Source organism: Micromonospora sp. NPDC048905, from assembly GCF_040649655.1.
In the GTDB taxonomy this organism is placed as follows: Bacteria; Actinomycetota; Actinomycetes; order Mycobacteriales; family Micromonosporaceae; genus Micromonospora.
This window is the reverse complement of sequence record NZ_JBEZFV010000027.1, coordinates 1-4,030: the sequence shown is the minus strand read 5'-3', so window position 1 is coordinate 4,030 and position 4,030 is coordinate 1. Positions and strand designations below refer to the sequence as shown.

Sequence of the window (4,030 nt, the reverse complement as noted above, 5' to 3'; positions counted from 1 at the left end):
GTAGAGGTGGAGCGAATCCCAAAAAGCCGGTCTCAGTTCGGATCGGGGTCTGCAACTCGACCCCGTGAAGTCGGAGTCGCTAGTAATCGCAGATCAGCAACGCTGCGGTGAATACGTTCCCGGGCCTTGTACACACCGCCCGTCACGTCACGAAAGTCGGCAACACCCGAAGCCGGTGGCCCAACCCCTTGTGGGAGGGAGCCGTCGAAGGTGGGGCTGGCGATTGGGACGAAGTCGTAACAAGGTAGCCGTACCGGAAGGTGCGGCTGGATCACCTCCTTTCTAAGGAGCACCTTCCGACGAAAGTCGGTAAGGAGCCCGCACCGCCCGACTGTGGTGGTGGGGTGCTCAGATGGCGGAGACACTGGCAAGTTTTTCCTCGGCAACGGCCGGGTTCCTTCTAGTACAGCTGCCTTTCGGGGTGGTGGGAACGAAGTCCCTGGTGCGGCTGAGGAGGAATGTAAGCACCCTGTTGGGTCCTGAAGGAACAACCGTTGGTTGTTGTTTCAGAGACTTGGCCAGCCCTCCGGTGTGGGGGCTGGGAGTCTGCCAGGCATGGCCTGGCCTCGCATACCGCTGACCGTTGGGTTGGGTTTGGTGTGGGGCGGATCGGGTTGTGGGTTGGTCGTTTGTTGAGAATTGCACAGTGGACGCGAGCATCTTTGTGGTCAAGTTGTCAAGGGCGAACGGTGAATGCCTTGGCACCAGGAGCCGATGAAGGACGTGGGAGGCCGCGATAGGCCTGGGGGAGCTGTCAACCAAGCTGTGATCCCAGGGTGTCCGAATGGGGAAACCTGGCACCAGTCATGTGGTGTCACCCACACCTGAACACATAGGGTGTGTGGAGGGAACGCGGGGAAGTGAAACATCTCAGTACCCGCAGGAAGAGAAAACAATTTAGTGATTCCGTGAGTAGTGGCGAGCGAAAGCGGATCGAGGCTAAACCGGCTGCGTGTGATACCTGTCAGGGGTTGCGTGGTCGGGGTTGTGGGACCCCGCTGAACAAGCTGACACTTGTTCGAGGAGTTACAAAGTTAGTGGCTAGTCGAACAGTCTGGAATGGCTGACCGTAGACGGTGAGAGTCCGGTAGGTGAAAGTTGCTGACCTTCTGTGGGTGTTCCCGAGTAGCGGCGGACCCCTGAAATCTGCCGTGAATCTGCCAGGACCACCTGGTAAGCCTAAATACTTCCTGGTGACCGATAGCGGACAAGTACCGTGAGGGAATGGTGAAAAGTACCCCGGGAGGGGAGTGAAATAGTACCTGAAACCGTTCGCCTACAATCCGTCGGAGCCTTGCGGGGTGACGGCGTGCCTTTTGAAGAATGAGCCTGCGAGTTAGTGGCATGTGGCGAGGTTAACCCGTGTGGGGGAGCCGTAGCGAAAGCGAGTCTGAATAGGGCGATTCAGTCGCGTGTCCTAGACCCGAAGCGGAGTGATCTAGCCATGGGCAGGCTGAAGCGCGGGTAAGACCGCGTGGAGGGCCGAACCCACCAATGTTGAAAAATTGGGGGATGACCTGTGGTTAGGGGTGAAAGGCCAATCAAACTCCGTGATAGCTGGTTCTCCCCGAAATGCATTTAGGTGCAGCGTCGCGTGTTTCTTGCCGGAGGTAGAGCACTGGATGGTCTAGGGGGCCCACAAGCTTACCGAAATCAGCCAAACTCCGAATGCCGGTAAGTGAGAGCGCGGCAGTGAGACTGCGGGGGATAAGCTTCGTAGTCGAGAGGGAAACAGCCCAGATCACCAGCTAAGGCCCCTAAGCGTGTGCTAAGTGGAAAAGGATGTGGGGTCGCATAGACAACCAGGAGGTTGGCTTAGAAGCAGCCACCCTTTAAAGAGTGCGTAATAGCTCACTGGTCAAGTGGTTCCGCGCCGACAATGTAGCGGGGCTCAAGCACACCGCCGAAGCTGTGGCATTCACATTTTATCCTCGCTTGGACTTGATTCCTTGTGCAGGTGTGTGGATGGGTAGGGGAGCGTCGTGCCGCGAGTGAAGCAGCGGGGTGACCCAGTTGTGGACGCGGCACGAGTGAGAATGCAGGCATGAGTAGCGAAAGAAGGGTGAGAAACCCTTCCGCCGGATGACCAAGGGTTCCAGGGCCAGGCTAATCCGCCCTGGGTGAGTCGGGACCTAAGGCGAGGCCGAGAGGCGTAGTCGATGGACAACGGGTTGATATTCCCGTACCCGCGAAAGAGCGTCCCTGATGAACCTCGTTGTGCTAACCACCCAAACCGTTCAAGACCTTCGGGTTGCGAATGGGGAGCGTGGGAACCTGATGGGTAGTAGTCAAGCGATGGGGTGACGCAGGAAGGTAGCTGAGCCCGGCCGGTGGTTGTGCCGGGGTAAGCGTGTAGGCCGTGTTGTAGGCAAATCCGCAACACATATAAGGCTGAGACGTGATGCCGAGCCGATTCAGGTGAAGTCAGTGATCCTATGCTGCCGAGAAAAGCCTCTAGCGAGTTCTTAGCGGCCCGTACCCCAAACCGACACAGGTGGTCAGGTAGAGAATACCGAGGCGATCGGGCGAACTGTGGTTAAGGAACTCGGCAAATTGCCCCCGTAACTTAGGGAGAAGGGGGGCCGGAGACGTGAAGCCCCGCGCGGGTGGAGCGTTGTATGGCCGCAGAGAGCAGGGGGAAGCGACTGTTTACTAAAAACACAGGTCCATGCGAAGAAGTAATTCGATGTATATGGACTGACGCCTGCCCGGTGCTGGAACGTTAAGGGGACCTGTTAGCTCTTTCGGGGGCGAAGCGGAGAACTTAAGCGCCAGTAAACGGCGGTGGTAACTATAACCATCCTAAGGTAGCGAAATTCCTTGTCGGGTAAGTTCCGACCTGCACGAATGGCGTAACGACTTCCCCACTGTCTCAACCACAGGCCCGGCGAAATTGCAGTACGAGTAAAGATGCTCGTTACGCGCGGCAGGACGGAAAGACCCCGGGACCTTTACTATAGCTTGACATTGGTACTCGAATTAGCTTGTGTAGGATAGGTGGGAGCCGGTGAAGTCCATACGCCAGTATGGGTGGAGGCAATCTTGAAATACCACTCTGGTTGATTTGGGTATCTAACTTCGGACCGTTATCCGGTTCAGGGACAGTGTCTGGTGGGTAGTTTAACTGGGGCGGTTGCCTCCTAAAAGGTAACGGAGGCGCCCAAAGGTTCCCTCAGCCTGGTTGGCAATCAGGTGTTGAGTGCAAGTACACAAGGGAGCTTGACTGTGAGACTGACAGGTCGAGCAGGGACGAAAGTCGGGACTAGTGATCCGGCACTTGCGAGTGGAAGCGGTGTCGCTCAACGGATAAAAGGTACCCCGGGGATAACAGGCTGATCTTCCCCAAGAGTCCATATCGACGGGATGGTTTGGCACCTCGATGTCGGCTCGTCGCATCCTGGGGCTGTAGCAGGTCCCAAGGGTTGGGCTGTTCGCCCATTAAAGCGGTACGCGAGCTGGGTTTAGAACGTCGTGAGACAGTTCGGTCCCTATCCGCCGTGCGCGTAGGATACTTGAGAAGGGCTGTCCCTAGTACGAGAGGACCGGGACGGACGAACCTCTGGTGTGCCAGTTGTCCTGCCAAGGGCACGGCTGGTTAGCTACGTTCGGAAGGGATAACCGCTGAAAGCATCTAAGCGGGAAGCCTGCTTCAAGATGAGGTATCCCACCCACCTTGGTGGGGTAAGGCCCCCAGCTAGACGACTGGGTTGATAGGCCGGAAATGTAAGCCCGGTAACGGGTTCAGTTGACCGGTACTAATAGGCCGAGGACTTGACTACTAAGCTGCTACGCGTCCACTGTGCAACTCTGAACAAGCGAACACCCGCGTGTGTGTGCCCGGGGTTGTTTGATATGTTCATAGAGTTACGGCGGTCATGGCGGAGGGGAAACGCCCGGTTACATTCCGAACCCGGAAGCTAAGCCCTCCAGCGCCGATGGTACTGCACTCGTGAGGGTGTGGGAGAGTAGGACGCCGCCGGACAATCTTCCAGAAAAGGCCACCCCATCACGGGGTGGCCTTTTCTGCGTC

General features: G+C 57.2%; 3 rRNA genes (1 of these 3 cut by a window edge). All 3 read left to right on the top strand.

The features are described 5' to 3' along the window. A 16S ribosomal RNA gene (locus tag AB0C01_RS33890) occupies window positions 1-282 on the top strand (it extends 1,334 nt beyond the left edge of the window). A 384-nt stretch (window positions 283-666) separates the two neighbouring features. After that, a 23S ribosomal RNA gene (locus tag AB0C01_RS33885) occupies window positions 667-3,779 on the top strand. 86 nt (window positions 3,780-3,865) lie between these two features. Then, window positions 3,866-3,982 (top strand): 5S ribosomal RNA (gene rrf / locus AB0C01_RS33880). Together the 16S, 23S and 5S rRNA genes form the textbook arrangement of a ribosomal RNA operon. Window positions 3,983-4,030 lie beyond the last annotated feature (48 nt).